A 26568-nucleotide genomic window follows, 5' to 3' on the forward strand; every position below is an offset into this window, starting at 1 on the left:
CCGCTTAACTGCACGGCCTCGAGTTTGGATTCAAGGCTGTACTGCTTGATCTTCGCTGGTCCGATTCTTCTTGCCATAGACTCTCTCTCCGTTAGGTAAGAGTGTCAACCAAAGTGAGGCAAGCTCCGCGTCCGAGTTGGACGACCAGTTATGCATCAGTGCTCGGCAGCGCTTTGAGACGCATAGAGAGAAGGATCAACGCACCCGTTGCCAAACCAGTGGCGAGCGACCCACTCACTCCGAAACTTACAAAAACTGGCTTCAAGAGCAAAGCGAGAATGATAGTTGGAATGAAGAGTAGTCCAGCAATCTTCCAACTCACATACAACTTAATGGGCTGTTCGCAGTAAGGACAGGACTTATTCTTTCCCCATTTATTGGCAGCTCGAGAGAACACCCCGATGCTCTTGCTGCAATGCGGACACTTCATACACGATCTCCTGATGCATAACGTTTGACATGAGGGGCGGCCGAGGACGCTAGCCCTTGAACGTCCCTCTCGATGGAAGGGTTAGGCACCATTTTTGAGCATGGCCCCTGGATCCAGATAAAACATCTTGCGCCAGCCTTGCGTCTCGGTGCTGTAGCGCCAGGGAAGAGGAACAAGTGAGAAGACGGTGTAGTGCAGATGAGGCTGCTTGCCAGCTGCATTGCCTGATGTGCCAACAGCACCTACCTGGGAACCTGAAGAGACGAATAACGGTTCATTGCCGTAGCTTGATAGATGAGCGTAGTAATGGATGCGCCACTTCGGGCCAAGGACGGCAACGACGTTGCCACCTTGACCCAACTCACCTCTGTAGATGACAACGCCTGGCGTTGCGGCGATGACCTTCTTGCCTTGAGGCGCAAAGATGTCTATTCCCTTGTGTACGCCTGAAACTCCCCAAGGCTCGTACCAAAAGGACTTCGGATTCCAGTCTCTGGCGGAGGCGCCTTCTACTGGAATGACTGCGTTCTCCGGGATTAATAGCCCGACGGCGATGACGCCCAAAAGACCCAATAACGCACTAAGCAGTACTCGACGCTTCATCTATGGTGCCTAACGTGGAAGTTGACCGGCGCACGCGAACTGAGTGCGCGAAGCGCACGGAAACACGGGTGCGTCCGTGTCGAACGACCAGTTGGGCTGCATGTTCATCGTTCCTCTCGCAATTCAACGACTTTCCATAGGGATTGCCGCTTCTGCGCTATGACCGTAAAGCACTTGTCCGAGACAGCGCAGAGGATGAAGTAAGCATGGCCATGCTCATCGCCCTCCACGTAATCAATCTCGCCCAGGCGCTTCAATTTGACACTGGTGGGTGCAACATTGAGTTTGTTTCCCACGGCTTGCCTTCCGAGCTCATAGGGCTCCGAATGCTCGAGCATCCGGTGGACCGCAAAGGCGAGGCAAACGCCAAAGACGACAACAAATACGAGCGTCATAAGCAGCTTGCGCCGCGTCATGCCTGCCCAAGGATTCCAGATGCGCATCGAATGCAGCCTAACGTGAAGATGATCGGGCCACAACACCCTGCGGCGAAGCCGCAGCCTGCTGTTGTGGGTCCGTTTCGATTGACATGTTAAACCGCAACGCACTACTTCCGTCCAAGAAGGTCCCCCACTACTCGCGTTCGCTCCTCAGCGCTCGATGCCGCGAAAGCCATGCATGCCGGCTTCTTGTCGAATGTCACATGCGATCCGCTCACGAGGTGGGCGTTACCACATTCGTTGTGTACATACCCAGCTCCATGAAAGATGCCGGTAGCCACGGTTCTGCACTCCGGGTACTTGTCAAGAAAATCACGCGTGACGGAGTTCAAGCTATCACGAACTGTAATGCACTCCGGGCCGAATGTGTTCACGTACGTTGTTTCCGAGTAGACGTAAATTGTTCGCGCCGTCACGAGCACCAACAGTACTGCAATCGTCGCGAGCGCAAGCCGTTTCATGCGGTTTAACGTTTGACACGAGAGGCGGCGCAAGGGCGCAGCCCTTGTGACGTCCTCTCGATGGAAGGGTTAGGCCTCACGCCGCACTCGCTTCGCTCTGCGCGAGGCGAATCTCGGAATAGCGCATGGCCCACACGTCTCCCGCAATTTCGACCGTCCCCGAATCTTCGAGTTCATCCATGCGCGCTTGGATGTAGGCGATAGGCATATCTTTACTTGCTTGTTCAAGTTCGAGGATTAGATTACCAACGATTTTCGCGACTTTTTGCCAACGTGAAGTGCATGCGCGGACGATCATGACGTCGACGGCTAGTTCGACATCCTTCGGTGCTGCGCGCATAAGTTTTACTTCTTCTTCTGTTGGTTCATACGGTGCTGCATCTTCCGGATCTAACGGCTCGATGTCTCGGTACTGAATAACTACCGGGGCTCTCACGCCAGCTAGCACCTCTGTTATTGACCTTGAAAGGGCTTTCATGAGCCCTTGTCGTTCCTCGCTGTCAGAGACTTGGGCAATCGCAGTCTCTAATTCCGTAAGGGTGGACAGGGCGCGTTCGCATGCAGCAAATATCTCTTCGGCGGCCTTTCGTTCCATGGCTGAAGTTCCTGTGAGGCCTAACGTTTGACATGAGGCGGAGACGGCGGGTTGGCGCCAGACCCGCGAGGCACATGATTTACTTGAGTGCCTCGCGGGCCTGGTACCAAGCCGTTGGCTCTCGCCTCGATGGAAGGGTTAGGCATCACTTCTTTGCGCTCGCTGCAGCGGCCACGGCAGGAAAGACGTGTTCGCGAAGGATGCTGGCTGATTCTGCCGTTTCTGCTGGTGTGAGTTTGAAGAAGGCATACGCGGATGCGATTCGCTTTCGAACATCGCTTCTGATCTTCTCGGCGTCGATGTTGTTTGCGCGACGATACTCTTCGGACAAGCTCTCATTGAAGGAGGCCGTGCTGAATGAGACATAGTAGTCGACCACGAGACATGCTTCGACTTCGAGATCGTACGTGGTCTTGAACTTGAGCAGGCGCGCCCGACATTCGTTGGATTCAAGGATCGCCGCATTGTTTCCCTTCTCTCTTTGCACTGACCATATTCGGACGGCCTCCTCGCGAACAGCTTGGACTCGGTGTTCCGCACTGACTGCGACTTGGGCGACAGTTTGAGATACGACTGACAGCAAAAGGATGGCGAGCAGAGGCAGCTTCATGTGATGCCTAACGTTTGACATGAGGGACAGCCGCAAGCAAGCTTCGCTTGCTTGCGGCCGCCCCCTCGATGGAAGGGTTAGGCGTCACTTCGGGACTCGCTTAGCCTCTGCTACAGCGGAAACGACTTTCTGTACGCGTTGGCGCTCATTAGTGAGGTGGTAGATGAGGAAGACAGCGTCGCCCGTTCGGGCAGCCCCGAGCGTGACGAACTTGAACTCGCCTGGTTTCGGCTGCTTGTCAGTGAGTGTGGAGTAGACGACGAGATTTGGACCGCGCTCCACCTTGATTTCTGCATTCCCTTCGACTGACTGGCTGAGGTACTGCCGCATCTGCCAGGCGACGAATTCGCGGAGCTCCGCCTCGGATGCCCACTTGAACTGCATGCGCTCCGCATCGTTGAAGGAGATTTCGAACTCTTCGGCCTTGCGATTCTTCCCGCTCAGCACCGTCGTTCCGAAATTGATGTGGTGACGATCGTAGGTTTCCCACTCGACAGGAACCACGAATTGCACCTTACCCAGGCGATCGTTCTCGAAGGTGCGCTGCTCCGTGGGCGGCGCCGCAACGACGAGTTGGCAAAGTGCCGAAAGTGACAGGAAAATAGACCAACGATGGTGCAGCGGCTGGAAACGGCGCAGCACGCTGGGAGTCGTCCGCTCGATGAAAGGGTTAGGCCACGCGTGGTTAAAGGCGATTGAGTAATTCATTGACACTCCCTTTCCATTGAGTGAGATCCTCAGCGTGAAGACTCCAATTTTCGCGAAGCTCGGATCTCGCACCTAGTACGCCCTTTGTGAGTGCGGAGCGTGCTAACGGCGCGAGAGACACGAACTGCACTCCCGACTTCAGCATAAGAGGTGCCAGTTCCTTTGGAAACTGAGGCGAAGCGCGCCCGAGGCTGGCAGCTACGACTTCAGCTGCGGCAATAATGCACTCGCCGGCGAAATTCTCGATGTATTTTCCAGTGTTGCCTTGGGCCAGGGTGCGACGAAGGAACTCAGCAGTTGGCTTCTCCTGAAACTCGGCAACCCAATCAAGTGCGCCATCGTTGGCAAAACTGCCGTGGGACCATGCTCCCGCAAGCGAGGGAACTGGGACTACAGCCAGTGCGGCAATGAGGTAGAGACTCTCGCGACGAGTACTCATAGGGATCTAACGAATTTAGACCGCAGAACCTGCGATCTGAATTCGTGGCTGAGGTTTAACTTGGCCATACAAATCTCCCAGAGCCCTCTTGTTTATTGGGTTTCTGCTTGCTCGAGCAGGTCCGCGAGCGGAGTCCGTACTTGCACTATAGCCTCAGCAAAAGCCCGCTGGATTTATTGACAACCTGATCCGCTATTAATTTAATAGCTGCTGACGCCCGTATTCAAAGGGACAACGCGCGTTTTCGTCATGAACAATGCAACAAACCGGCTCGCCGCGAGCAAAAACACGGGAGTTCATGCATCAAATCGGCATTTTCCCCACGTGGCACGGGCGCCACCAGCTATCAAATAAGTAGCAGATGCCGCCAACCACCACGCTACAGCAACCCGGCCCCCGGCAGAAAAACCGGTGGCGGTTCGGGTGCTGGCGGCTCGATCTGTGCGGGGTCTGCCTTTTCTACCGGCATGCGCAAATCATCCAGATAGTCGCGCGCGATGTTGACTGTGCTTTTGACGCCGAGGGCGTCGAAGCGTTTGGCCAGCCACTCTTTGCCGCAGACGACGCCCAGATCGCGCAGCGAATGGATCAGGCCCTTGTCTGTGGATGACTTGCTGGCGGCAGTGAATTTTTCGAGGGCCTCACCGCCGTCGATGCGGTGCATCAGCACGTCTTTGTAGTGCGAGGCGTCGAGCTTGCCTTCGGCCAGCAGGCGCTTGACGAAATCGATCGCGCGCATTTCGGCAATCAGCGCGGCGTTGAAGGTGATCTCGGTCATACGGTCCATGATCTCGCCGGGCTTTTTTGGCAACTGGGTGCGCTGGATGGGGTTGATCTGCACCAGCACGACGTCGCGGCTTTCACAGCGGTAGATCAGCGGGTGAATCGCCGGGTTGCCGGAATAGCCGCCGTCCCAGAAGTGGTCGCCGTCAATTTCCACGGCCTGAAACACCATGGGCAGGCAGGCCGAGGCCATGACGGCGCTGGCCGTGAGCCGCTTGCCGGAAAACACTTCGGCCTTGCCGCTGCTGACGCGCGTGGCCACCACGAACACCTTGGGTGTGTCGGGGCCGGCAGCCGCCAGGCGTTCAAAGTCGACCTGCTTTTCCAGAAAGTCTTTGAGCGGATTGATGTCGAAAGGATTGCTCTGATAGGGTGAAAGCGCATTCGACCAGTAACGCGTCATGGCGTCGGTCCAGAGCTTGCTAGACCAATTGCCGCCACCCATCAGGCCGAACAAAATGCCGAAGGGCGCCTGCTGCATCTTGTTGACCGATTTCGAGAGCGAAGAAGAAAGCGCCCCGAGATCGACAATGCCGTTCCAGAAGCTGTCCAGCGCCTGGCGCGCCGCGTCCTGCCGCGCGGCCCTGGGTTTGCCTTGTGACTGGGCAAAGCCGTGGGCCACGGCCACCGCGTTCATGGCACCGGCGCTGGTGCCGCTGATGCCTTCGAGGTCCAACCGGCCATCATCGAGCAGCGCATCAAGTACGCCCCAGGTGAAGGCGCCATGCGAGCCGCCGCCCTGCAGCGCCAGGTTAATGCGTGGCGGGGTGTCGTCGTCCGGCGGGAGCGCGGGCTCAGGTGCAGCAGGCAGGTTCATGCATTGAGCTTAGCAAGAAACAGGCAGGAACTAAAATTAACGGTTGCATCGCGCGCCCCACCCACCACCATGAACTACCTGACGGGTTACCCCGACACCCTCCAGAGCCAGGTGCGTGAACTGGTCGCGCAAGACCGCCTGGGCACCATGCTGCTTAAAAAATACCGCTGCGCGCATGACATACGCACCGACAAGGCGCTGTATGACTACGTGATGGACATCAAGAGCAGCTTTCTGCGCAATGCCGATGCACTGAGCAAGGTGGCCTTTGACAGCAAGCTGCAAGTGATTGCCCACGCGCTGGGCACGCACACCACGGTGTCGCGTGTGCAGGGCAGCAAGCTCAAGTCAAAACGCGAAATTCGCGTGGCCAGCCTGTTCAAGGAAGTGCCTATCGAATTCTTGCGCATGATCACGGTGCACGAGCTGGCGCACCTGAAGGAAAAAGCCCACGACAAGGCGTTTTACCAGCTGTGCACTTACATGGAGCCCGACTACCACCAGTTCGAACTGGATTTGCGGCTGTACCTGACGCACATGGCCGCCGGCGGCGAAGCGCCGTGGCCTGTGAGCCGGTGATCATTTTGCTATCTATTCAATAGCTGATGGCGTCCGTGGCATAAGGGCCAGCACCTGAAAACACTCAACGGTCAAGGCACCAAACCGAGGGCGTGCATGTAAGCCGGGTGCAGCATCAGGTCGTCCCAGGCAATCGCGGCAGTGGTGGGCAACAAATCGCGCCGGCGTTCTTCGCTGGCCTCCAGCGCTTCCCACTGCTGCCTGAGCTGGGCTTGGGTCATGCCGTCAAGCAACTCGTCCACCGCTTTACCGCCATCCACAGACTGGTTGCACAGCAGCACCATGTCGCAGCCTGCATTGAGTGCGGTGACGGCCGCTTCGGTGTAGCTGACTTCCTTGCCATCGATCAGGCGGGCACCGGCCATGCTCAGGTCGTCACTGAAAATGGCCCCGCCAAAACCGAGCTGGCCGCGCAGGATGTAGGTGAGCCACTTCTCGGAAAAGCCTGCAGGGCGCGCATCAACCTTGGGGTAAATCACATGCGCGGGCATGACGCTGGTCAGCGTGGTGTTGAGCCATTCGTAAGGTGCGGCGTCGTCTGCCAGGATGGCCTTGAGGCTGCGTTTGTCGACCGGAATGTCAATGTGCGAATCGGCTTTGACAAAGCCGTGGCCGGGGAAATGCTTGCCGCAGTTGGCCATGCCGCTTTGCAGCAGGCCGTGCATCAGGCTTTTGGCCAGCAGGCCAACGACGCGCGGGTCGCGTGCAAAAGCGCGGTCGCCGATGACACTGCTTTCACCGAAATCCAAGTCAAGCACCGGTGTGAAGCTGAAATCGACACCGCAGGCACGCAGCTCGGCGCCCAGCACATAACCGCAGGCGGTGGCCGCATTGGTGGCAGCCATCGCATCTTTCAGCCACAGCTCGCCCAGTGCGCGCATGGGAGGCAGGTGGGTGAACCCGTCGATTTTGAAGCGCTGCACGCGTCCGCCTTCATGGTCGACGCAGATCAGCAGGTCTTTGCGAATCTTCTTGATCCCGGCGCACAGCGCGGTGAGCTGCGCGCGGTTTTCCCAATTGCGGGCAAACAGGATGATGCCGCCGGTCAGCGGGTGCTGCAGGCGGCGCTTGTCGGTCTTGCTCAGGGTCTGGCCGGCAATGTCGATGATCAGGGGGGCGTGTTGGCTCATGGATGTTCTATCTCTGTATAAAAGGGTTCGGCTGTCGCCGGTTTCAGCGGAAGGAGTTGTGCTCGACCACCACAAAGCTGGCCGCGTAGTCTGTTTCGTCGGTCACGGTGACGTGGGCGGTAAGACCCTTGGCCTCGAACCATTCCTTGAGCGCACCGTGCAGCACGATTTCGGGTTTGCCGCTGGCAGCCTTGGCAATTTCGCAGGTACGCCAGGTCATGGGCAAACGCATGCCCAGACCGATCGCCTTGCTGAAAGCCTCTTTGGCGGAAAAGCGGGTGGCCAGGTAGCGCAGGCCGCGCTCGGGCCAGCGCGCGCTGCGGGCTTTCCAGGTGGCGAATTCGGCGTCGCTGAGAATCTTCAGCGCAAAGCGCTCGCCATGCCGTTCAAAACTGGCGCGAACCCGGCGCACGTCGCAGATGTCTGTGCCTATGCCGTAGATCATGTGGAGATGGCCCCCACGGTCGCGCACTGCGTGTCGCTCCCTGCCCCCCGCGGGGGCCGCTGCGCCTGCGGGCCGGCAAAGCCGGACCCGCGGCCCTGGCTGGTATCAAGGCTCTTCCGGTGCTGCAACAAAGTGCCCATCAGGCGACGGGGACCGCATCGTCTATGCAGCGCAAGTAGTCTTTCACGGTGGCGCTGTAGCCCAACTCCAGCGCGTCGGCAATCAGCGCGTGGCCAATCGACACTTCCAGCACGCCGGGCACCGCATGCAGGAACTCGGACAGGTTGTCGCGGTTCAGGTCGTGGCCGGCATTCACTCCTAATTTGATAGCTGCCGCCGCCCGCCCGGCAAGGACAAATGGCTGCAAAGCCTTGTCTTTTTCGGCGGTACCCCAGGCGCGGGCATAGGTCTCGGTGTAAAACTCCACACGGTCGGCGCCCACGGCCTGGGCCGCGGCCATGGCTTCGGGCAGCGGGTCCATGAACAGGCTGACACGCACACCGCGTCTGTGAGCTTCTTCAATCAGCGGCTTCAGGCGCGCCGCGTCCTGGGGGAAGCTCCAGCCATGGTCGCTGGTGAACTGGTCTTCGCTGTCCGGCACAAAAGTGCACTGGTGCAGCGGCAGACCGCGCGCCGACAGGTTGCGCACAAACTCCATCAGGTTCTGCAGGGGGTTGCCCTCGACATTGAATTCGCGGTCGGGCCAGTCTTTCATCAGCGCAGCCAACTCGTACACGTCGTCGCTGCGGATATGCCGTTCGTCGGGCCGCGGGTGCACGGTGATGCCCTGGGCGCCAGCCTCCAGGCACAGCTGCGCGGCGCGCAACACATCGGGAATGCCGAGGTGGCGGGTGTTGCGCAGCAGGGCCACCTTGTTGACGTTGACCGACAGGGCAGTCCGGTGGCGTGGAGCGGGAGCGTGTACGGGGGGCATGGGAGGCGGATCCTTTACAGAGCCTGCAGATCGATCATCATCTGCCGGGTTTTGAGAACCTTCACATCGCAATGGTAGTGCAGCAGCGAGCGCAGCTGGGTTTTGAGTTCAGGCAGGTGGTTGATGCAGGCCTGCACCGTGTCGGTAAACGGTGCATCCTCCTTGAGCGTGGCCTGCAGGTCCAGCCACTGGCGGCCCTGCAGGCTGGCGCGGTCGTCGTCATGCGCCTCGCGCAGGCCGGCTTCGGCCACCAGCACGTAGCGGGCCTGCGGCTCCAACGGCGCCAGGGTGGCCGTCTGGGCGTCCAGCGTGGGCAGCAGGCCAATGTCACGCAGCAGGCGCAGCTCGAAAGCCCGCAGCGCGACCTGCAGCGTGTCGGCGCTCTGGCTCGCCAGCAGCTGAACGGTAGCGGCGTAAGCGTCAAACAACACGGGGTGCGGGTCATCGCGCGCCAGCAGGCGCATCAGCAGCTCGTTGAGGTAATACCCCGAGAGCAAGGCGTCCCCGGTCGGCATGACGTGGCCGCCCTGCCACTCGGCGCTGCGCAACATGCGGATCTCGGCGTCACCGCCGAAAGCGATATGAAGGGGCTGCAGGGGCAACAGGATGGGCCGGAAATTGGAACTCGGCTTCTTGGCACCGCGCGCCACCAGCGCGATGCGGCCGTAACTGCGGGTGAACACTTCCAGAATCAGGCTGGACTCGCTCCAGTCGTAGCGGTGCAGGACGTAGGCCGGCTCATCAGAAATACGCTTTGTTGCCACGTGCTCAACTCAGGCCAGCACCAAACACGAGACCAAAAATCAAGCAAGGGCCGTGGGTCTGGCTTTGCCAGCCCGCAGGCGCAGCGGCCCCCCCGGGGGGCAGGGAGTTACGCGAAGCGAACGACCGTGGGGGCATCACTCATACCCGAATGTTTTGACGCGTGCCTCGTCGTCGGCCCAGCCGGAGCGCACCTTGACCCAGATCTCCAGGAACACCTTGCCGCCGGTCAGCGCTTCCAGTTCGTGCCGCGCCTCAGTGCCGATGCGCTTGAGCTTTTCGCCCTTCTCGCCAATGATCATGCCCTTGTGGCCGTCACGCTCGACGACGATGGTGGCGGCGATCCTGCGCAGCTCGCCCTCCTGTTCGAACTTGTCGATGATCACGGTCGAGGTGTAGGGCAGCTCGTCACCGGTCAGGCGAAACAGCTTTTCGCGCACGATCTCGGCCGCCATGAAACGCTCGCTGCGGTCGGTCAGCTCTTCTGCGCCGTACATCCAGGGCTGCTCGGGCAGGTATTTTTCGCAGATGCCGAACAGACGCTCGACATCCTTGGCGTTGTTGGCCGACATGGGCACAAACTCGGCGAAGTTGTGGCGCTCCTGCATTTCCTTGAGCCATGGGGCAATGTCGGCGCGACGATGGATCAGGTCGAACTTGTTGGCCAGCAAAATGGCAGGCGTGCCGGCCGGAAGCAGCGAGAGCACCTTGGCGTCAGCCTGGTTGAACTGGCCGGCCTCGACCACGAACACAATCAGATCCACGTCGTTGACGGCGCCGACCACCGTCTTGTTGAGCGAGCGGTTCAGCGCGTTGCCATGCCGGGTCTGAAAACCGGGCGTATCGACAAACACATACTGGGTAGGGCCAACGGTGCGCATGCCGGTGATGCGGTGCCGGGTGGTCTGCGCCTTGCGCGAGGTGATGCTGATTTTCTGCCCCACCAGCGCATTGAGCAGGGTCGATTTGCCGACGTTGGGCTTGCCGACAATGGCGATCAGCCCGCAGCGCTGACCCTCGACTGGCGGCGCGTTGTTGGCACGCGCAGTCATGGCCTTGGCCAGCATGGCTTCCAGCTCGGCGTTGGGCTGCGCCAATTCCGCGCCTGCAGCTTTGCCGGCCTTGGCGTCAGCGGACGCAGCCGGACGCACCGGTCTTTTGGGGGTCTTTTTCTCTGAAGTCATGTGTCGGAGCCTGTTGACGGCTACCCTGGCAGCCGCCGGTTTCTTGTCAGTCGAGCGTTTTCACGTAAGCCAGCATGGCTGCCGCTGCGGCCTGCTCGCCGGCACGCCGGGAGCCGCCGATACCGCGCTCGGCGCGGCCGTATTCGCTGATTTCGCATTCCACATCAAAGGTCTGCTTGTGGGCCGCGCCCAGCGTTCCCACCACCCGGTAAATCGGCAGATTCATTTTGCGACCCTGCAGCCATTCCTGCAACTCGGTCTTCGGATCCTTGCCGATGGCCTGCATGTGCGGGTTGATTTCCACGTCCTGGAACAGCCGGCGGACCAATTGGTCCGCCTTGGAAAAGCCACCGTCGAGATAAACGGCGCCTATGACCGCCTCCAGCGCATCGGCCAGGATGGATGGTCGTTTTTGCCCGCCCGACTTGGCCTCGCCTTCACCCAGGCGAATCAGTTGCGGCAGTCCAAGCTGGACCGCCAGCTTGTGGAGGGTGTCCTGCTTGACCAGGTTGGCGCGCACCCGCGACAAATCGCCCTCAGGCAACTCGCTGAGCCGCTCATAGAGCAAGCCCGCTACCGCAAGGTTAAGCACGGAGTCACCCAGAAATTCGACGCGCTCGTTGTGATCGGCCGAAAAACTGCGGTGGGTCAGGGCCTGCTGTAGCAGGCGGGGGTTGGAAAACTCATGCTCCAGGCGCGTTTGCAGCGCCTGCAGGTCAGGGCTCAGTGGGGGACTTGCACGCACTTACTTGGATTTGCCCGTGTACTTGAGTAGCAGGTAGGCCGGCCCGCCGATGTGGATTTCCTTGTTATAGGCAAAACTGACAATGACCTTGTCACCGTCTTTGCTGATGACGAGGTCCTTGGGCGCAATCGATTTGATGTCGTCGATGGCGGCGGCATTCTCGAAGATCGTCCGCACTTCGGGAACAGTGTTGCCCCCCGCGGCCTTTTGGGCAGCCTTGCTAATCGCCTGGAATTCAACCAGTGTGGGAAACACCTGGGCCGCAATCACGCCCGTGAAAGCCAGCACCCCGCCCACAAACAGGATGCCGATGAAAGAAATACCGCGTTGCCGATTTTTCATGTGTTTCCCCAGCTTTTGTTAGTTGCGCCCAATGATCCGGTCTGCTCGCTGCTATGCGGTCATCCCAGCTCGCCCCTCAGTCAACCTTGCCAATGCGTTTAAGGTTACCAAAATTCATCCAGACAAAAAAGGCTTTGCCAACGATGTTAGCTTCTGGCACAAAACCCCAATAACGCGAGTCCAGTGAATCATCGCGGTTGTCGCCCATCATGAAATAGTGACCTTCGGGCACCTTGCAAACCACACCCTCGCTACTGTAACGGCAATTTTGCCGATAGGGGAAGTCGTCCGCACCGGCAATAAAGGCTGGCCGGTCCGCGTAATTAAGCAGGCGGTAGGTCTTGTCGCCATTGGTTTCCTGAAACTGTTTGGAGTACTGGAGGACATCTTCCTTAAAAAAATCGGCCAATGGAGTCTTCGGCAGCGGCTTGCCATTGATGGTCAGCTGCTTGTTGAGGTAGGCCACTTCATCGCCAGGCACTCCCACGACCCGCTTGATGTAGTCCAGGCTGGGTTTGGGGGGATAGCGAAACACCATCACATCGCCGCGCTGCGGGGTGTTGTTGTCAATGACCTTGAGATTGATGACCGGCAAGCGCACGCCATAGTGGAATTTGTTGACCAGAATGAGGTCACCGATCAGCATGGTTGGAATCATGGAGCCGGATGGGATCTTGAAGGGCTCGAACAGGAAAGACCGCAGCAGGAAGACCACGAGAATGACCGGGAACAGTCCGGCCGTCCAGTCCAGCCACCAGGGCTGCATGATCACCCGGGCGCGGGCCTCTTCTACATTGCCGTCAACCTGGCTGATGCCCTGGGCTGCCAGTTCCGCCCGGCGCCTGCCCGCCTCCTGCTCCATCATTTCGGCCACTTTGCGGCGCTGGGGCCAGAAATAGAACTTCTCGGCCAGCCAGTAAAGTCCCGTGACCACCGCCGCCAGAAACAGCAGCAGCGAGAAATTGCCTTCCACCATGCCCAGATACCAGGCGCCGCCGTAACCGACAAACAATGCCAGCACCAGCGCGGTAAGCGTGCTCATGAAGCCAGCCATTATTCTTCTACCTGCAAAATAGCTAGGAAGGCTTCCTGGGGAACTTCGACCGAACCGATTTGTTTCATGCGTTTTTTGCCCGCTTTTTGTTTTTCAAGAAGCTTTTTCTTGCGTGAAATGTCGCCACCGTAACACTTGGCAATCACGTTCTTGCGCAGGGCCTTGATTGTCTCACGCGCGATGATATTGGCCCCGATAGCGGCCTGGATCGCGACGTCGAACTGCTGGCGGGAAATGATCTCGCGCATCTTGGCTACCACTGCCCGGCCGCGGTAGGCGGACTGACTGCGGTGAACGATGATGGACAGCGCATCGACCTTCTCGCCGTTGAGCAGGATATCGACCTTGACCACGTCCGACGCCCGGAACTCCTTGAACTCGTAATCCATGGAGGCGTAGCCGCGGGAGACGGACTTGAGCTTGTCAAAGAAGTCCAGCACGATCTCGCCCAGCGGCATCTCGTAGGTCAGCATGACCTGCTTGCCGTGGTAGGCCATGTTGAGCTGTACGCCGCGCTTGAGGTTGGCCAGCGTCATGACGGCGCCCACGTAGTCCTGCGGCATATAAAGATGGACGGTGACGATAGGCTCGCGGATCTCGTTGACCCTGCCGGCATCGGGGATCTTCGACGGGTTTTCCACCTTGATGACCGTGCCGTCGGCCTGGAGCACTTCGTAGACCACGCTAGGCGCGGTGGTGATCAGGTCCTGGTCGAACTCGCGCTCGAGCCGCTGCTGGACGATCTCCATATGCAGCAGGCCCAGAAAGCCACAGCGAAAGCCAAAGCCCAGTGCCTGGCTGACCTCTGGCTCGTAATGCAGTGAGGCGTCGTTCAGCTTGAGTTTTTCCAGCGCGTCGCGCAACGAGTCGTACTCGCTGGCCTCGGTCGGGTAGAGCCCGGCAAACACCTGCGGCTGGATTTCCTTGAAACCCGGTAAGGCTTCGGTGGCGGTGGCGGCCGCCCCGCCGGTGCCGGTTTTGATCAGGGTCACGGTGTCGCCAACGCGCGCCGCCTGCAACTCCTTGATGCCGGCGATGATGAACCCAACCTCGCCAGCTTCCAGCGAAGGCCTCTGCTCAGTGTGTGGCGTGAACACCCCGAGCTGCTCGGCGTTGTAGGTGGCTTCGCTGGCCATCAGCTTGATGCGGTCACCCTTGGCCAGCCGACCGTCGACCACGCGCACCAGCATGACCACACCCACATAGGCGTCGTACCAGCTGTCAACAATCATGGCGCGCAACGCAGCGTCGGGGTTACCCTGCGGCGGCGGGATGCGGGCAATCACGGCTTCCAGAATTTCGTCGATGCCCATGCCAGTCTTGGCGCTACATGGAATCGCGTCGGTTGCATCGATGCCGATCACGTCCTCGATTTCCTGTTTGGCGTTCTCGGGATCGGCCTGTGGCAAATCCATCTTGTTGAGTACCGGCACCACCGTCACGCCGAGGTCGAGCGCGGTGTAGCAGTTGGCCACGGTCTGCGCTTCCACACCCTGGCTCGCATCCACTACCAGCAGCGCACCTTCGCAGGCCGACAGCGAACGGCTCACTTCATACGAGAAGTCGACGTGACCCGGCGTATCGATCAGATTGAGGTTGTAAATCTGGCCGTCGAGGGCCTTGTATTTGAGCGCGGCGGTCTGCGCCTTGATGGTTATCCCACGCTCTTTTTCGAGATCCATCGAATCGAGAACCTGCGCGCTCATCTCGCGATCCTGCAAACCGCCGCAGCGCTGAATGATGCGATCGGCCAGCGTGGATTTGCCGTGATCAATGTGCGCAATGATCGAAAAATTTCTGATGTGATTCATCAAAGGGAACGCCTAAGTGCTTGAAAGTATTGCGAAGAAACCGCATGCAATTCGCGAAAGCCATAAAAAAGGGCGCGTCACTTGTGACGCGCCCTGAACCAACAATCTATGGCAACTGCGAAGGTTGGAAGCTTCATTGTAGGCAAAAAGCCCGGAAGACATAGCCTCGAAATTGCCAAATTTTTCTCGTTGCAAGGCAGCAACATGAATTTTATCCACAACTTATTCACAATTTTAACTGGAAGCCTATGGACAACTTGTGGGCGATCTGTGGATCAGTAGTGAATCGTGCCAATTACTGTGTTTGGCGCAATTTTTATGGAGTCGATATATCCGAAAGATCCGGAATGATGCCTCCATTCTACCTAAATCAATCCTTAGATTTGCACAAATGTTAGTGTTTACAAACATTTTTACCGTTACCTGGTGGCAAAAATATTTTGTAAGCACCGGAAGAAAAGGCTTTTAACCAAACCCCTCAAAGCTGTCAGGTTATGAGGGTTTGCGTGTTCCGCGTTCGCGGGCCGCACCCAAACACCCCCCCGGTGCGGAATCAACGAGGAGGGCGAATCAGGGCAAACTGCGCAACGTCGGCGCGCCGAAACAATACATTGACCACTTTGGTCTTGTCGATACGTGCCAGCACGGCTTCAAATTCCTTCACGCCGGCAACTTCTGTGTTGGCAATCGCAAGAATCACGTCACCTTCACGCAATCCGGCGCGCGCGGCAGAACCCTCGCTCGCATCGACCTTGACACCTCCCTTGAGCTTGAGCTCCTTCTTGAGCGCGTCAGGCAATTCGCTCACAACCAACCCAATCGCTTGCGCGGGTCCGGCTACCGGCGGCTTGGTTTCAGGCGCCTGGGCTTTGCGCACCGGTTTTTCAGCTTCGACCTCGGCAATCGTCACATTAAAGTCGCGGGTTGCACCACGCCTGAACACCGTCACCGTCGTTTTCGTCCCGGGCTTCACATTACCCACCATCCGCGGCAAGTCAGTTGCCTTGTCGATGGCCTTGCCTTCAAATTTGGTGATGACGTCACCCGCTTCGATGCCGGCTTTTTCCGCCGGTGATCCGGCTTCGACACCACGGACCAGCGCGCCCTGCGGCTTGCCCAGTCCAATGGATTCCGCGACATCCTTGCTGACCTGGTCAATCTGCACGCCGATGCGGCCGCGTGTCACGCGCCCGCTGGCGCGAAGCTGGTCCGCTACGCGTGTGGCCTCGTCAATGGGAATGGCGAAGGAGATACCCTGAAAACCGCCGGAGCGCGAGTAGATCTGGCTGTTGATGCCCACCACTTCGCCACGCATATTGAGAAGTGGCCCCCCCGAATTGCCGGGGTTGATGGCCACATCGGTCTGGATGAACGGCAGGTAATCCCCGGTGTCGCGTTGCTTGGCACTGACGATTCCCGCGGTTACCGTGTTTTCCAGGCCAAAAGGCGAGCCAATCGCCATTACCCATTCACCCACCTTCAGGCGCGTGATGTCGCCGATTTTCACGGCAGGCAAACCCGTTGCCTCGATTTTGACCACCGCCACATCGGTGCGTTTATCCGCGCCAATAATCCTGGCCTTGAACTCACGCTTGTCGGTCAGGGTAACCAGCACTTCATCGGCACCTTCAACAACGTGCGCATTGGTCATGACCAGACCGTCCGCCGTCAGAATAAAACCCGAACCCACCCCACGCGGCTGATCTTCGTCCGGCTGTCCACGATCCGGCTTGGGTGCGCGCGGCATATTCGGAGGCACCGGAATGCCGAAGCGCCGGAAAAATTCGAGCATCTGCTCGTCGGCGCTGCTCGCCGCGCCGGCCTTGACCTTTTCCAGCGTGCGGATGTTGACCACGGACGGGCCTACCGCCTCCACCAGGTCCGTAAAATCAGGCAGGCCCCGTGCTTGCGCCATAACCACCTGGGCCGGCATCAAAGTCATGCTGGCCCCCAGCACCAACGCGGCAGCGACCAAGCAAGAACGCCCTTGTTTCCAGTTCAATGTAAGCATCATCAGCCTTCAATAAAAGTGATCCGGGAAAAATGAAAATCGCAGCCCCGCTGACATGGGGCTCTATTTTTTGCGTTCAAGTCCATCGGCAAACAGGCCCAAGGTGGCCATGGGCACCTCGCCCATCACGGTCAGCCAGTACGCGTCAATGCGGCGGGTCAGCGATTGCGTGGCACCCAGCGACATCTTCGACTCTTTCTGGTGACGCTGGCTGTCAAACGACTCGACAAAAATCGACACCGATGCCAGGCCGTCGGAAAATACCCATTGCATGGGATCGCTGCGGGACTGGCCCGCCAACGGGCGCTTGTAGCAACTCATGGACTTGAAACCGGGTACCGGGGTCTTGAGTGTCCAGCCTTCCGCACTGGCCGTGGTTTTAACGAGCCCCGGTTTTTCAACCTTGTAGCCGTCCACTTTGGCCATCATGCTTGCCAGCTTGTCGAGCTTGACCGGAGCATCGAGCTGGAGCTCGGAAAAAGCGGCCTGCTCCAGGACCTTGCCATCACCGTCCAGCGTCTGCAACTTGACCACCATGCCTTTTTTCTGCTCCGCCCAGACCCGGTAGCCAAAACGCATCGTGTCGCGGGGAATCAGGGCAACGATATCGGCCTCTACCCCCGCCACGCGCTCGCTGCCTTCCTGGCGAGCGGTGTAAAAATCAGCAATATGGCTGTCTGTGGACTTAAGCAGTTGGGGAAAAAGGCCCAGCGACTCCTGCTTCTCGGCACGCACCACTTTTTGATCCGGCATGAAGGTCACAACCTGATCGTTGTGTCGAAACACCGTGCGCGGGGCACCGGTCAATGTTTCGACCTTCTCCATCTGCTGCGTCCCGTCACAGACGTGCCAGATCCGCGCGCTGGACATGGCGCCGCCGGACGACACGACAAAAGTACCCACATAGGAACGGTTCCGGGAGGCCTCATGCATACGCATCAGCCACTCGTTGATGTTCCTGGACTCCGAAGGCGCTGAAGCTCCCGCCACCACCGGCGTCTGGGACGCTACATAATTAGTAGCGAACAATGCAAGTGCAACAAGGGCAAAGACGCGAAAAGGCTTGAAATTCATGGCAGGAACCGGCTTGTCGTTGAAGGCCATAAGCGGCTCAGCGACGCTCGCCCTGCGGCGCTTCAAATGTGGCATTGCGCAGGAAACCCGAAGGCACCTGCAAGGCCGACGCCCCCCCGGCCTGCTTGTGGGCCGCCAACAGCTCCTGCATCCGTGCGTCACGCACCATGGTTCCCTGCTCAGACACCACCAGCACCTGTTGCGCAGCAGGATTGACGACAGCCAATTGCGGTGCGGCCGGCGGGGAGAGAAGACTGGCTCCGACATTCCAGGCCACCGCCGCCACGGCGACCACAGAGGCAAACCCGGCGATCAGTTTCCAGGGGAAGAAATCATCATTGGCGGCTTCGTTTCCAGCCTGGCTGGCCGGCAACGGCAACCGCCCTGCAGGCAGCAGCACTTCCGTCGTTGCGGCGAAAGCGGGTTCCTGGCTCAAACGCACACGCAGGCGTTCGACAAAAGCGGTATCCGCAGCGTGCGGGGTCAACCCAGGGGACCGTAACACGTCACCAATGAGATGCCAGGTTTTCCAGCTCTCCATCGCCTGGGCATCGGCCTCGCACACCGCCAGCGCTTGCGCAAAGTCGTCGCTTGCCAACTGGCCGTCAGCCAGGGCGGATATCAGTTCAAGATGTTGCGTTGTCGGTGTCATGTTGTCCATGGGCAGCGTGGGCCTGCCGGGTTTCAGTCATTTGCTCGGGCATTCAGTCAATCGTTGCCATTTAACTTCACTTCACTCAGCTGCTCGCAGTGGGCGGCTGCTACCAGCGTTTGCCTGACTGGTTCTCCAGCAAGGGCTTGATCCTGGCGGAGATCGCTTCCCGGGCACGAAAAATCCGCGACCGCACGGTGCCAATCGGGCAGTTCATCGCTTCGGAAATCTCTTCGTAACTCAAACCTTCAATTTCCCGCAAGGTGATGGCCTGCCGCAGTTCTTCAGGCAAAGCCTCCATCGCGGCATTCACCATCTGGGCGATTTCCTTGCCGGCCAGCACTGCTTCGGGGGTTTCTGAACTTGTTAGTTCGTTTTCCAGGGGGGAAGTTTCATCATCGTCACCGGATTTAAATGAATTCTCGGAAACCGTCGGGTCGCGTTTGAGTTCCATCAAGGCCTTCTTGGCGGTATTGACGGCAATCCGGTAGAGCCAGGTATAGAACTGCGCCTCACCCCGAAATTGGGCCAGCGCCCGATAAGCGCGGATAAAGGTTTCCTGGGCGATGTCTTCCACCAGATCCACATCACGCACCATGCGTCCGATCAGGCGCTGGATACGGCGCTGGTACTTGACGACCAGCAACTCAAATGCCTTCTGATCTCCAGCAACCGTCCGTTCGACCAACATGGCATCGCTGTCACTGGCCTGGGCGGGGCCTTGCAGGGAAGATTCGTCCGTACTCATGAGCCAGGGCGCGGCAAAGGCAATTCCGTCAGATCATCAGCTGCATCAACAGCAGCCGCGCGGTCGCCAGGCGACGACGGGGCAATCAGGACGCGTTGAGCCGAATGGGCTGCACGCCGCAAATCGAGCCAACGCTCAGGCATCGCCGAGCGGGCCGCCCAAAGCCACAAGGGGGTATGGTCCTGATTCTCCAGGCGCAACAACATGGTGCGCTGCAGATCCAGCGCAACCGTTAGTTGCCGGCCCGGCATGCCTGCCAGATAAGCCTGGCTTTGCCAGCGCCAGACCTGACCATCCCAGCACAACTGTCCGGCCGGCGAGTTTTTCCAGCGCCAGGCCGCAGCCATACCTGAACCCAGCAACACCGTCAGCGTGAACCACAGCCGCCAGCCGGCCCCCGGTGTTATCGCCCACCAGAACCCCAGCACCAAGGCTCCGGCAAGCCAGAAGCCGAGCAAAGTCAGGCCCTGAACGAACGAACGCCCCAGCGGGTAGACAACCGATGGGGCGCTATGCATGGGCACGGGGAAAAGTAAGGGAGCTAAAACTCGCTGCAGGGCGTGAAATCGGGAGTGGCATCAGGCCCGCTTGAACACCAGGGTACCGTTGGTCCCGCCAAAACCAAAGTTGTTCTTCACGGCCACGTCTATCTTTAAATCCCGTGCCGTGTTGGCACAGTAGTCCAGATCACACTCAGGGTCCTGGTTGAAGATATTGATGGTGGGCGGGATCTTCTGATGATGCAGCGCCAGCACAGTGAACACGGACTCGATACCGCCGGCGCCGCCGAGCAGATGACCGGTCATGGATTTGGTGGAGCTGACGACCAGCTTTTTGGCATGGTCGCCAAATGCCAGCTTGATGGCATTGGTTTCGTTCAGATCACCCAATGGTGTGGAAGTACCATGGGCATTGACATACTGCACGGCATCAGCATTGATACCAGCGCTTGCAAGCGCCATATTCATCGAGCGGCGTGGGCCGTCAACGTCAGGCGAGGTGATGTGGTACGCATCCCCGCTCATGCCGAAACCGGTCAACTCCGCATAAATTTTCGCGCCCCGCGCCTTCGCATGTTCGTACTCCTCGAGCACCAGCACGCCGGCACCTTCTCCGAGCACAAAACCGTCGCGGTCTTTGTCCCAGGGACGCGAAGCCGTCTTCGGATCGTCGTTGCGGGTAGACATGGCCCGTGCAGCCGTGAACCCCCCTACACCCAGCGGCGAGACCGTCGCCTCGGAACCGCCGGCAACCACCACATCGCAGTCGCCGTATTCGATCATGCGCGCCGAAAGGCCGATGGCATGCAGGCCGGTGGTGCAGGCGGTCACGACAGCGATGTTGGGGCCCTTGAAACCGTACTTGATCGACACATGGCCAGAGATCATGTTGATGATCGAGGCCGGCACGAAAAACGGTGAAATACGGCGCGGGCCGCGGTTGGTCAGCTCAGCGTGGGTCTGCTCGATCATGGGCAAACCGCCAATACCCGAGCCGATGTTGCAGCCGATACGCGTCGCCAGCTCGTCGCCCAGCGCTTCGCCGGTCGGCAAGCCGCTGTCGGCTACCGCCTGGCAGGCAGCAGCCAGCCCCAGGTGAATGAACCGGTCCATATGGCGAGCTTCTTTTTCGGGGATGTAATCCGCGATATTGAAACCCTTGACTTCACCGGCAAATTTGCATGCATAACTGCTTGCATCAAATTGGGTGATCAGGTCAATGCCGGACTGACCCGACAGCAAATTGGCCCAGGAGTCGGCCACGGTGTTTCCCACCGGGCTGACACACCCCAGACCTGTCACAACGACGCGACGACGGCTCATGCACAAATCCTGAAGAAAGTCCCGTAAGGCCGAAGGCAGCCTTCCGGGCGGGCTGAAAAAAGACCGCGGTCTTTAAGCTTTTTGATGGGTGTTCGCGTAGTCAATCGCGTTCTGAACGGTGGTGATCTTTTCCGCGTCTTCGTCGGGGATCTCAATGCCAAATTCGTCTTCCAGAGCCATGACCAGTTCTACGGTGTCAAGCGAGTCAGCGCCCAAATCGGCCACAAAGGCTTTTTCGTTGGTGACTTGGCCTTCTTCCACGCCAAGTTGCTCGGCAATGATTTTCTTAACACGTGCTTCGATATCGCTCATAGTTCCCTCTGAGGGTTGTGAATTAATCCGTGATTTTAGCGTTGTTAGGGTTGATTCCCTAACCCGCCAGCCGGACGGATAAAACCCGGCTTGTGTCCTGCGCCTGCGAGTTGCCCGCGCCGCCATTATTCATGATACTGGTGACGTGAAGCAGCCCTGCAGCCGCTGGATGATTACATATACATCCCGCCGTTGACGTGAAGCTCCTGCCCAGTGATATAGCCGGCCTGCGGACTGGCAACAAAAGCTACCGCGTGCGCAATGTCCTGCGGCTTGCCCAGATGGCCCAGCGGAATCTGGCTCAGCAGGGCTTTTTGCTGCTCTTCAGGCAAACCGGCCGTCATGTCGGTTTCGATAAAGCCGGGCGCTACACAATTGACGGTGATACTGCGGCTGCCGAGTTCACGTGCCAGCGCGCGTGTCATGCCGGCCACGCCGGCCTTCGCCGCTGCATAGTTGGCCTGCCCCGCATTGCCGGAGGCGCCCACCACCGAGGTAATGCTGATGATGCGGCCATAACGCTGCTTCATCATGGTTCGCATCACGGCGCGGCTCATGCGGAACACCGCCTTCAAGTTGGTGTCCAGCACCGCATCCCAGTCTTCGTCTTTCAGCCGCATGGCCAGCATGTCGCGCGTGATGCCGGCATTGTTGACCAGCACCTGCAGGCCGCCATGTTCCTTGACGATGCTATCGATCAGTGCTTCGGCCGCTGCGGCATCATTCACGTTGAGGTTTTTTCCGGTGCATCCAGGAAAGGCCGCAAGTGCCTGGCTGATCTTTGCTGCGCCATCGTCTGTGGTGGCGGTGCCAATCACTTTCAGGCCACGCTGCGCCAATTCTTGCGCGATAGCGGCACCGATGCCGCGCGAAGCGCCAGTGACCAGCGCGATCTGTCCTTCGAACTTGATATCACTCATGTGAGCAACTCCCTGGTTTGCGCCAGACTGGCAGGGTCGAACATCGCCACCCCCGTCAGTTCGGCATCGATGCGCTTGACCATGCCGGCCAGCACCTTGCCCGGGCCGCATTCGACCACGGTGCTCAAGCCACGCGCCTTGATGACCTGCACGCACTCCACCCAACGCACCGGGCCGAAGGCCTGCTCGTACAAGGCGGCGCGAATGCGGTCAGGGTCGGTTTCGACCGCAACTTCAATGTTGTTGATCACGGGAATCTGCGGCGCTGCAAAAGCAGTCGCTGCAAGTTTTTCCCGCAGCTTGTCAGCAGCGGGCTTCATCAGGCTGGAGTGAAACGGTGCCGAAACCGGTAACGGCAAGGCCCGCTTGGCGCCGTTGGCCTTGAGCACCTCGCAGGCTTTTTCGACAGCAGCCTTGCTGCCGGCGATCACTGTCTGCATGGGGTCGTTGAAATTCACGGCTTCGACCACTTCGGCAGTTCCCAGGCCAAAGGTGCGCACAGCTTCGGCGCAGCCTTCAATGACTTTGGCGGCCTCCATGCCCAGAATTGCCGCCATGGCACCCACGCCCACGGGAACAGCTTCCTGCATGGCCTGGGCACGAAAACGCACCAGCGGTGCAGCCTGGGTAAGACTCAAAACTCCGGATGCCACCAAAGCGGAATACTCACCCAGGGAGTGCCCGGCAACCACAGCCGGCGCGGCGCCGGTTTCGGCCATCCAGGCGCGATAAGCGGCAACACCGGCGACCAGCATCACCGGCTGGGTGTTGGTGGTCAGACCCAAGGCCTCTTTCGGCCCCTGGCTGATCAGTTGAGCCAGATCTTCGCCAAGCGCATCCGAGGCTTCGCGCAATGCTTCCAGCACGGCCGGATGATCACCCCAGGCGTCCAGCATGCCGACAGCTTGCGATCCCTGTCCGGGAAAAACAAAAGCAAAAGGTTTCATAAAATATTGATGAAAATAGCTTCCAGCCCTTATTCAGCGGGCGCAAGCAGCTATAGATTCAGGAGTACCGCGCCCCAGGTGAAGCCGCCGCCGACGCCTTCGAGCATCAACGTCTCCCCTTTTTTGATCTTGCCGCTGCGAACCGCCACATCCAGAGCCAGGGGAATGGACGCTGCCGACGTATTGCCATGCTGGTCCACCGTGACGATGAGTTTTTCCATCGGCATCTTCAATTTTTTCGCGGTGCTCTGCATGATGCGGATGTTCGCCTGGTGGGGAATCAGCCAGTCAATGTCGGTGTCCTGCAATCCGGCTTTGGCCAGGGTTGCGCGAGCCGCGTCTTCAAGCACACCCACGGCGAGCTTGAAAACGGCCTGGCCGTCCATCTTGAGCAGGGGGTCGCCCAACACCTTGCCGCCGGACACCGTGCCGGGCACACACAAAATACCGACGTGTTTGCCATCGGCGTGCAAATCCGTCGCAAGAATGCCCGGCGTCTCCGACGCCTCCAGCACCACAGCGCCTGCGCCGTCGCCGAAGAGCACGCAGGTGGTGCGGTCCGAAAAATCCAGAATGCGCGAAAACACCTCGGTACCGATCACCAGCGCCTTGCGCGCCGAGCCGGTCTTGATCATCGCGTCGGCAACCGTCAAGGCATAAACGAAGCCGCTGCACACCGCCTGGACATCAAAGGCCGGGCAACCGGCGATGCCAAGCTTGTTCTGAAGAATGCAGGCGACCGAGGGAAACACCATGTCCGGGGTCGATGTCGCCACGATGATCAGGTCGATATCGGCAGGCTGCACACCTGCAGCCTGCATGGCCTTTTTGGCAGCTTCGACGCCGAGATCGCTGCTGCAGACCTCGGGCGCAGCAAAGTGGCGGGCGCGGATGCCGGTGCGTTCAACAATCCATTCATCCGACGTTTCAACGCCCTGGGTAGCCAGCTCGGCGGTGAGTTCGGCGTTGCTCAAGCGGCGCGGAGGTAAGTAACTGCCAGTGCCTGTGATGCGGGAATAGGGGCTCATGAATAACTTAATGTGCTGCAGTGGGAGCAACAAGTTCGACCGGTGCCGGTACCGCCGGCGCCTCTGCAGTTGCCGTGGTGGCCAGCAGAGGTGCTGCGTGGGCAATACGTTCTCTCACCCGGTCGAGCAGATTGTTGCGAGCTGCATCATAAGCCCGATTCAAGGCCTGTTCGAAGGCAAAGGCGTCGGCCGAACCGTGACTCTTGAATACCAGGCCGCGCAAGCCCAACAACGCCGCTCCGTTGTAGCGCCGGTAGTCCATGCGATTTTTAAGCGCATTTAACACCGGATAGGCCATGATGGCAGCAGTTTTCGTGATGATATTGCGAGCGAACTCCGCCTTGAGAAATCCAACAATCATTGTTGCCAGGCCTTCGCTGGTTTTCAGTGCCACGTTGCCTACAAAGCCATCACACACCACAATGTCGGTCGTACCCTTGAAAATATCGTTGCCTTCAACATTTCCGAAGAAGTTCAAATCGCCGGAATTACCGGCAGATCGAAGCAGTTCGCCTGCTTTTTTGATGGTGTCGTTACCTTTAATGACTTCTTCACCGATATTGAGCAGGCCCACAGAGGGAGTTTCGTTGCGCTTGAGCACTGAAACCAGCGCCGAGCCCATGACGGCAAACTGCAGCAGGTGCTCGGGCGTGCAGTCCACATTGGCTCCAAGGTCCAGGACAGTGGTTGCGTCACCCTTGGCATTGGGCATCAATGCGGCAATCGCCGGCCGATCAATCCCTTCCAGGGTCTTGAGTAAATAACGGGCGATCGCCATCAGTGCGCCGGTGTTGCCGGCGGATACAGCGGCCTGGGCGGCGCCGTCCTTGACCTGGGCAATGGCCACCCGCATGGACGAGTCTTTTTTGCGACGAAGGGCAACTTCGATCGGATCGTCCATGGTTACCACCTCGGAGGCGGCGACGATCTGGCAACGCGGATGGGCCTGAAGGCGGAAAAATTGTGGCTGAACGGCCAGCACGGCGGGTTGACCGACCAGCAGAACCGAAGCTTCGGGGTGATTGTCCAGAAAGGCCAGACTGGCCGGGACGGTAACCGACGGGCCGAAATCCCCGCCCATGGCGTCGACAGCTATCCTGATCATGGCAGGACCGGCGCAGTCAGAAAATGGGAATTCAACAAAACAAAGGCCCGCAGGATGAGTGCGGGCCAGTCGTTAAAGCGCGAAATTACGCTTCGGATTTTGTTTTCAGCACCTTGCGGCCACGGTAGAAACCGGTGGGGCTGATGTGGTGACGCAGGTGCGTCTCGCCAGTGGTGGGCTCGACAGCGATGCCCGGAACGGTCAAAGCGTTGTGTGCACGGTGCATGCCGCGCTTGGAAGGTGATTTTTTGTTCTGTTGGACGGCCATGATCCGCTCCTGAGGGGGTATAGGGTTGGTAAATACGCCACAAGCTCGTGAGAAGGACTGCAGCGCCAAGCCCTCCATTATAGCGCGATACGGCCAGGCTTTCCACTGCCCGTCCGTCCCCCGTGGAATAAGGCATCTTCAGGGACTTTTCCCCCGCCAAACCAAAAACTGCGGTCCCAGCCTTGCCGGGAGCCGGAAAACAGCCTATTTTTTCTTTTTCAGCTGCTCAAGCGCCGCAAACGGGTGAGGCTTGGCGTCTTCCTGCTGCGCCAGTTCGCCCTCCCCGGCACTGAAAACAGGGGCGACCGGGCAGGTCTCGTGCATGGGCACCAGGGGTAAGGCCATCAGCAATTCGTCTTCCAGTACGGCCAGCAGGTCGAACTGCGGCGCCATCACCAGCAGGTCTTCTTCCGACTGGTCGTCTTCGGCCATGGCAATATCTTCGTCGGCCACAAAACGGTACCACTGGTCAATCTCGATCGGCACCGGCACCGCGCCCATGCAGCGCTGGCAGGTCAGCGGCAGCGTGGCCCGGGCCTCCAGATGCAGCCAGACATCGTCTTCGGCGCCCGTGCGGGGGCGCAATTCGGCCCTTGCCTGCCAACTGACAGACGAATCGGGTTCCAGCCCTTGTGTTTCCTGCGCAAGGCGCTCCATATTTGATAGCGGCGTGCGTTCGACCAGGGGCTGGCCTTCCTGGGCAAAAGCCTGCATGTTGAGGCGCTGAACGTGGTGGTTTCTGGACATGCAGGCAGTGTAAGAGAATCAAAGGATGAACCCCGCCCTTCCCACCGACGCTCGCGCCGAC

General features: G+C 59.1%; 30 protein-coding genes. 2 read left to right on the plus strand and 28 right to left on the minus strand.

Annotated elements, in window-relative coordinates; translation table 11 throughout:
- Positions 1-511: 511 nt before the first annotated feature.
- The gene (locus tag B0B52_RS16680; protein ID WP_077594798.1) at positions 512-1033 is read right to left on the minus strand and encodes a M23 family metallopeptidase; all 522 of its coding nucleotides are present in this window, start codon (positions 1031-1033) and stop codon (positions 512-514) included.
- A gap of 206 nt (positions 1034-1239) precedes the next feature.
- Here B0B52_RS16680 and B0B52_RS22295 point away from each other — a divergent pair, with 206 nt between their 5' ends.
- On the plus strand, positions 1240-1569 hold the full coding sequence (locus tag B0B52_RS22295) for a hypothetical protein (protein ID WP_139351987.1): 330 nt from the start codon (positions 1240-1242) through the stop codon (positions 1567-1569).
- A gap of 441 nt (positions 1570-2010) precedes the next feature.
- On the opposite strand, the gene B0B52_RS16695 is transcribed toward B0B52_RS22295, so the two are convergent.
- From B0B52_RS16695 to B0B52_RS16715, 5 genes are all read right to left on the minus strand, one after another.
- Positions 2011-2529, minus strand: a complete 519-nt coding sequence (locus B0B52_RS16695; RefSeq protein WP_077594801.1) for a DUF3658 domain-containing protein — start codon at positions 2527-2529, stop codon at positions 2011-2013.
- A 145-nt stretch (positions 2530-2674) separates the two neighbouring features.
- Positions 2675-3139, minus strand: a complete 465-nt coding sequence (locus B0B52_RS16700) for a hypothetical protein (RefSeq protein WP_077594802.1) — start codon at positions 3137-3139, stop codon at positions 2675-2677.
- 84 nt (positions 3140-3223) lie between these two features.
- The gene (locus B0B52_RS16705) at positions 3224-3847 is read right to left on the minus strand and encodes a hypothetical protein (protein WP_077594803.1); all 624 of its coding nucleotides are present in this window, start codon (positions 3845-3847) and stop codon (positions 3224-3226) included.
- Positions 3825-4286 (minus strand): DUF4259 domain-containing protein, encoded by a 462-nt coding sequence (locus B0B52_RS16710; RefSeq protein ID WP_077594804.1) that lies wholly within the window; start codon positions 4284-4286, stop codon positions 3825-3827. The genes B0B52_RS16705 and B0B52_RS16710 overlap by 23 nt, the downstream gene beginning before the upstream one ends.
- A gap of 379 nt (positions 4287-4665) precedes the next feature.
- Positions 4666-5886: a patatin-like phospholipase family protein gene (locus tag B0B52_RS16715; protein WP_077594805.1), complete on the minus strand. Its 1221-nt coding sequence runs from the start codon at positions 5884-5886 to the stop codon at positions 4666-4668.
- Between the two features lie 69 nt (positions 5887-5955).
- On the opposite strand from B0B52_RS16715, the gene B0B52_RS16720 reads away from it, so the two are divergent.
- The gene (locus B0B52_RS16720) at positions 5956-6465 is read left to right on the plus strand and encodes a YgjP-like metallopeptidase domain-containing protein (RefSeq protein ID WP_077594806.1); all 510 of its coding nucleotides are present in this window, start codon (positions 5956-5958) and stop codon (positions 6463-6465) included.
- 71 nt (positions 6466-6536) lie between these two features.
- On the opposite strand, the gene nagZ is transcribed toward B0B52_RS16720, so the two are convergent.
- The 22 genes from nagZ to B0B52_RS16830 all read right to left on the minus strand — a co-directional run bounded on the left by nagZ (position 6537) and on the right by B0B52_RS16830 (position 26507).
- Complete coding sequence (nagZ, locus tag B0B52_RS16725; protein WP_077594807.1) at positions 6537-7595, minus strand: beta-N-acetylhexosaminidase; 1059 nt, start codon at positions 7593-7595, stop codon at positions 6537-6539.
- Positions 7596-7638: 43 nt separating this feature from the next.
- Positions 7639-8040: a holo-ACP synthase gene (gene acpS / locus B0B52_RS16730; protein WP_077594808.1), complete on the minus strand. Its 402-nt coding sequence runs from the start codon at positions 8038-8040 to the stop codon at positions 7639-7641.
- Positions 8041-8179: 139 nt separating this feature from the next.
- On the minus strand, positions 8180-8974 hold the full coding sequence (locus B0B52_RS16735) for a pyridoxine 5'-phosphate synthase (RefSeq protein ID WP_077594809.1): 795 nt from the start codon (positions 8972-8974) through the stop codon (positions 8180-8182).
- 14 nt (positions 8975-8988) lie between these two features.
- The gene (recO, locus tag B0B52_RS16740; RefSeq protein WP_077594810.1) at positions 8989-9738 is read right to left on the minus strand and encodes a DNA repair protein RecO; all 750 of its coding nucleotides are present in this window, start codon (positions 9736-9738) and stop codon (positions 8989-8991) included.
- Between the two features lie 135 nt (positions 9739-9873).
- Positions 9874-10803, minus strand: a complete 930-nt coding sequence (era, locus tag B0B52_RS16745) for a GTPase Era (protein ID WP_139351989.1) — start codon at positions 10801-10803, stop codon at positions 9874-9876.
- A gap of 163 nt (positions 10804-10966) precedes the next feature.
- Positions 10967-11665, minus strand: a complete 699-nt coding sequence (gene rnc, locus B0B52_RS16750; protein WP_254425740.1) for a ribonuclease III — start codon at positions 11663-11665, stop codon at positions 10967-10969.
- Entirely contained in the window at positions 11666-12007 is a 342-nt protein-coding gene (locus B0B52_RS16755; RefSeq protein WP_077594812.1) for a DUF4845 domain-containing protein, read from the minus strand.
- 76 nt (positions 12008-12083) lie between these two features.
- On the minus strand, positions 12084-13061 hold the full coding sequence (gene lepB / locus B0B52_RS16760; protein WP_077594813.1) for a signal peptidase I: 978 nt from the start codon (positions 13059-13061) through the stop codon (positions 12084-12086).
- Entirely contained in the window at positions 13061-14872 is a 1812-nt protein-coding gene (gene lepA / locus B0B52_RS16765) for a translation elongation factor 4 (RefSeq protein WP_077594814.1), read from the minus strand. The genes lepB and lepA overlap by 1 nt, the downstream gene beginning before the upstream one ends.
- 553 nt (positions 14873-15425) lie before the next feature.
- Entirely contained in the window at positions 15426-16883 is a 1458-nt protein-coding gene (locus B0B52_RS16770) for a DegQ family serine endoprotease (protein WP_077594824.1), read from the minus strand.
- 63 nt (positions 16884-16946) lie between these two features.
- Positions 16947-17987: a MucB/RseB C-terminal domain-containing protein gene (locus B0B52_RS16775; RefSeq protein WP_168173572.1), complete on the minus strand. Its 1041-nt coding sequence runs from the start codon at positions 17985-17987 to the stop codon at positions 16947-16949.
- Positions 17988-17994: 7 nt separating this feature from the next.
- Positions 17995-18609 (minus strand): sigma-E factor negative regulatory protein, encoded by a 615-nt coding sequence (locus B0B52_RS16780; RefSeq protein WP_077594826.1) that lies wholly within the window; start codon positions 18607-18609, stop codon positions 17995-17997.
- A gap of 109 nt (positions 18610-18718) precedes the next feature.
- Entirely contained in the window at positions 18719-19357 is a 639-nt protein-coding gene (rpoE, locus tag B0B52_RS16785) for an RNA polymerase sigma factor RpoE (RefSeq protein WP_077594815.1), read from the minus strand.
- The gene (locus tag B0B52_RS16790; protein WP_139351988.1) at positions 19354-19875 is read right to left on the minus strand and encodes a hypothetical protein; all 522 of its coding nucleotides are present in this window, start codon (positions 19873-19875) and stop codon (positions 19354-19356) included. Before B0B52_RS16790 ends, rpoE begins: the two co-directional genes overlap by 4 nt.
- A 60-nt stretch (positions 19876-19935) precedes the next feature.
- Positions 19936-21180 (minus strand): beta-ketoacyl-ACP synthase II, encoded by a 1245-nt coding sequence (gene fabF / locus B0B52_RS16795; RefSeq protein ID WP_077594816.1) that lies wholly within the window; start codon positions 21178-21180, stop codon positions 19936-19938.
- Positions 21181-21252: 72 nt separating this feature from the next.
- Positions 21253-21492, minus strand: a complete 240-nt coding sequence (gene acpP, locus B0B52_RS16800) for an acyl carrier protein (protein WP_007873885.1) — start codon at positions 21490-21492, stop codon at positions 21253-21255.
- A 173-nt stretch (positions 21493-21665) separates the two neighbouring features.
- On the minus strand, positions 21666-22412 hold the full coding sequence (gene fabG / locus B0B52_RS16805) for a 3-oxoacyl-ACP reductase FabG (protein WP_077594817.1): 747 nt from the start codon (positions 22410-22412) through the stop codon (positions 21666-21668).
- Positions 22409-23359, minus strand: a complete 951-nt coding sequence (gene fabD / locus B0B52_RS16810) for an ACP S-malonyltransferase (protein ID WP_077594818.1) — start codon at positions 23357-23359, stop codon at positions 22409-22411. Before fabD ends, fabG begins: the two co-directional genes overlap by 4 nt.
- 50 nt (positions 23360-23409) lie before the next feature.
- Positions 23410-24387 (minus strand): beta-ketoacyl-ACP synthase III, encoded by a 978-nt coding sequence (locus B0B52_RS16815; RefSeq protein WP_077594819.1) that lies wholly within the window; start codon positions 24385-24387, stop codon positions 23410-23412.
- 7 nt (positions 24388-24394) lie between these two features.
- A complete protein-coding gene (plsX, locus tag B0B52_RS16820; protein WP_077594820.1) occupies positions 24395-25492 on the minus strand; it encodes a phosphate acyltransferase PlsX in 1098 nt (365 codons plus the stop codon).
- An 85-nt stretch (positions 25493-25577) separates the two neighbouring features.
- The gene (gene rpmF / locus B0B52_RS16825) at positions 25578-25760 is read right to left on the minus strand and encodes a 50S ribosomal protein L32 (protein ID WP_077594821.1); all 183 of its coding nucleotides are present in this window, start codon (positions 25758-25760) and stop codon (positions 25578-25580) included.
- Between the two features lie 204 nt (positions 25761-25964).
- Entirely contained in the window at positions 25965-26507 is a 543-nt protein-coding gene (locus B0B52_RS16830; protein WP_077594822.1) for a DUF177 domain-containing protein, read from the minus strand.
- Between the last annotated feature and the right edge of the window lie 61 nt (positions 26508-26568).

Source organism: Polaromonas sp. A23 (genome assembly GCF_002001015.1).
Classification (GTDB): Bacteria; Pseudomonadota; Gammaproteobacteria; order Burkholderiales; family Burkholderiaceae_C; genus Polaromonas.

What these genes read in the sequence shown, in the direction of transcription:
- B0B52_RS16680 (WP_077594798.1), bottom strand. Translation starts at nt 1,033, where the DNA reads ATGAAGCGTCGAGTACTGCTTAGTGCGTTATTGGGTCTTTTGGGCGTC.
- B0B52_RS22295 (WP_139351987.1), top strand. Translation starts at nt 1,240, where the DNA reads ATGGCCATGCTCATCGCCCTCCACGTAATCAATCTCGCCCAGGCGCTT.
- B0B52_RS16695 (WP_077594801.1), bottom strand. Translation starts at nt 2,529, where the DNA reads ATGGAACGAAAGGCCGCCGAAGAGATATTTGCTGCATGCGAACGCGCC.
- B0B52_RS16700 (WP_077594802.1), bottom strand. Translation starts at nt 3,139, where the DNA reads ATGAAGCTGCCTCTGCTCGCCATCCTTTTGCTGTCAGTCGTATCTCAA.
- B0B52_RS16705 (WP_077594803.1), bottom strand. Translation starts at nt 3,847, where the DNA reads ATGAATTACTCAATCGCCTTTAACCACGCGTGGCCTAACCCTTTCATC.
- B0B52_RS16710 (WP_077594804.1), bottom strand. Translation starts at nt 4,286, where the DNA reads ATGAGTACTCGTCGCGAGAGTCTCTACCTCATTGCCGCACTGGCTGTA.
- B0B52_RS16715 (WP_077594805.1), bottom strand. Translation starts at nt 5,886, where the DNA reads ATGAACCTGCCTGCTGCACCTGAGCCCGCGCTCCCGCCGGACGACGAC.
- B0B52_RS16720 (WP_077594806.1), top strand. Translation starts at nt 5,956, where the DNA reads ATGAACTACCTGACGGGTTACCCCGACACCCTCCAGAGCCAGGTGCGT.
- nagZ (WP_077594807.1), bottom strand. Translation starts at nt 7,595, where the DNA reads ATGAGCCAACACGCCCCCCTGATCATCGACATTGCCGGCCAGACCCTG.
- acpS (WP_077594808.1), bottom strand. Translation starts at nt 8,040, where the DNA reads ATGATCTACGGCATAGGCACAGACATCTGCGACGTGCGCCGGGTTCGC.
- B0B52_RS16735 (WP_077594809.1), bottom strand. Translation starts at nt 8,974, where the DNA reads ATGCCCCCCGTACACGCTCCCGCTCCACGCCACCGGACTGCCCTGTCG.
- era (WP_139351989.1), bottom strand. Translation starts at nt 10,803, where the DNA reads ATGCTGGCCAAGGCCATGACTGCGCGTGCCAACAACGCGCCGCCAGTC.
- B0B52_RS16755 (WP_077594812.1), bottom strand. Translation starts at nt 12,007, where the DNA reads ATGAAAAATCGGCAACGCGGTATTTCTTTCATCGGCATCCTGTTTGTG.
- lepB (WP_077594813.1), bottom strand. Translation starts at nt 13,061, where the DNA reads ATGGCTGGCTTCATGAGCACGCTTACCGCGCTGGTGCTGGCATTGTTT.
- lepA (WP_077594814.1), bottom strand. Translation starts at nt 14,872, where the DNA reads ATGAATCACATCAGAAATTTTTCGATCATTGCGCACATTGATCACGGC.
- B0B52_RS16770 (WP_077594824.1), bottom strand. Translation starts at nt 16,883, where the DNA reads ATGCTTACATTGAACTGGAAACAAGGGCGTTCTTGCTTGGTCGCTGCC.
- B0B52_RS16775 (WP_168173572.1), bottom strand. Translation starts at nt 17,987, where the DNA reads ATGGCCTTCAACGACAAGCCGGTTCCTGCCATGAATTTCAAGCCTTTT.
- B0B52_RS16780 (WP_077594826.1), bottom strand. Translation starts at nt 18,609, where the DNA reads ATGACACCGACAACGCAACATCTTGAACTGATATCCGCCCTGGCTGAC.
- rpoE (WP_077594815.1), bottom strand. Translation starts at nt 19,357, where the DNA reads ATGAGTACGGACGAATCTTCCCTGCAAGGCCCCGCCCAGGCCAGTGAC.
- B0B52_RS16790 (WP_139351988.1), bottom strand. Translation starts at nt 19,875, where the DNA reads ATGCATAGCGCCCCATCGGTTGTCTACCCGCTGGGGCGTTCGTTCGTT.
- fabF (WP_077594816.1), bottom strand. Translation starts at nt 21,180, where the DNA reads ATGAGCCGTCGTCGCGTCGTTGTGACAGGTCTGGGGTGTGTCAGCCCG.
- acpP (WP_007873885.1), bottom strand. Translation starts at nt 21,492, where the DNA reads ATGAGCGATATCGAAGCACGTGTTAAGAAAATCATTGCCGAGCAACTT.
- fabG (WP_077594817.1), bottom strand. Translation starts at nt 22,412, where the DNA reads ATGAGTGATATCAAGTTCGAAGGACAGATCGCGCTGGTCACTGGCGCT.
- fabD (WP_077594818.1), bottom strand. Translation starts at nt 23,359, where the DNA reads ATGAAACCTTTTGCTTTTGTTTTTCCCGGACAGGGATCGCAAGCTGTC.
- B0B52_RS16815 (WP_077594819.1), bottom strand. Translation starts at nt 24,387, where the DNA reads ATGAGCCCCTATTCCCGCATCACAGGCACTGGCAGTTACTTACCTCCG.
- plsX (WP_077594820.1), bottom strand. Translation starts at nt 25,492, where the DNA reads ATGATCAGGATAGCTGTCGACGCCATGGGCGGGGATTTCGGCCCGTCG.
- rpmF (WP_077594821.1), bottom strand. Translation starts at nt 25,760, where the DNA reads ATGGCCGTCCAACAGAACAAAAAATCACCTTCCAAGCGCGGCATGCAC.
- B0B52_RS16830 (WP_077594822.1), bottom strand. Translation starts at nt 26,507, where the DNA reads ATGTCCAGAAACCACCACGTTCAGCGCCTCAACATGCAGGCTTTTGCC.